Below are 472 nucleotides of genomic sequence, written 5' to 3' on the forward strand. Positions count from 1 at the left end.
ATCGGGATTGCGGTTAAATTCCTTATTTAGACCTAAAATGTAAGGCTTATTCCGGCTTATGATTCGCCTTGTCAAAGTTTTTAGTTTTTTTAGGATATTTATCGTAACTGATATCACTTGGATTTTCGATTACAGATTTTATTGTGATCCAATCACCAACATTAAAATTTGAATGTGCTATTTTATAATCTAAAAGATATTCACCACAGAAATAATTATTGTTTTCATCTTTTTCGATAATACCTGTATAAACTCCTTTTTGAGGCATTTTTTCTTGCGAATCTTTAGACATGATTTTTTTGTTTTAAATTTATGGGGCAAAGTTAATCAATTTATGTTTGTTTTAGGGAGTTCGAGACAATCTGAGTATATTTGCACATGCAGAAAAACTTTAAGCCACATCCAAATTCTTTTAAAAATACCTTTTGTGTTTTTCATGAAGTACTTCCAAATGAAATTGAAGGTTTAAAAA

1 protein-coding gene is annotated in these 472 nt (G+C 28.8%); it reads right to left on the bottom strand.

Features of this window, described 5'->3' with window-relative positions:
- Positions 1–46: 46 nt before the first annotated feature.
- Complete coding sequence (locus tag B0A81_RS21345; protein ID WP_089059891.1) at positions 47–292, bottom strand: hypothetical protein; 246 nt, start codon at positions 290–292, stop codon at positions 47–49.
- Positions 293–472: the final 180 nt, after the last annotated feature.

The sequence above is a fragment of the Flavobacterium plurextorum genome (assembly GCF_002217395.1).
Lineage (GTDB): Bacteria > Bacteroidota > Bacteroidia > Flavobacteriales > Flavobacteriaceae > Flavobacterium > Flavobacterium plurextorum.

Excerpts from the sequence above, each read along its gene's own strand:
- B0A81_RS21345 (WP_089059891.1), bottom strand. The coding sequence starts at position 292 with ATGTCTAAAGATTCGCAAGAAAAAATGCCTCAAAAAGGAGTTTATACA.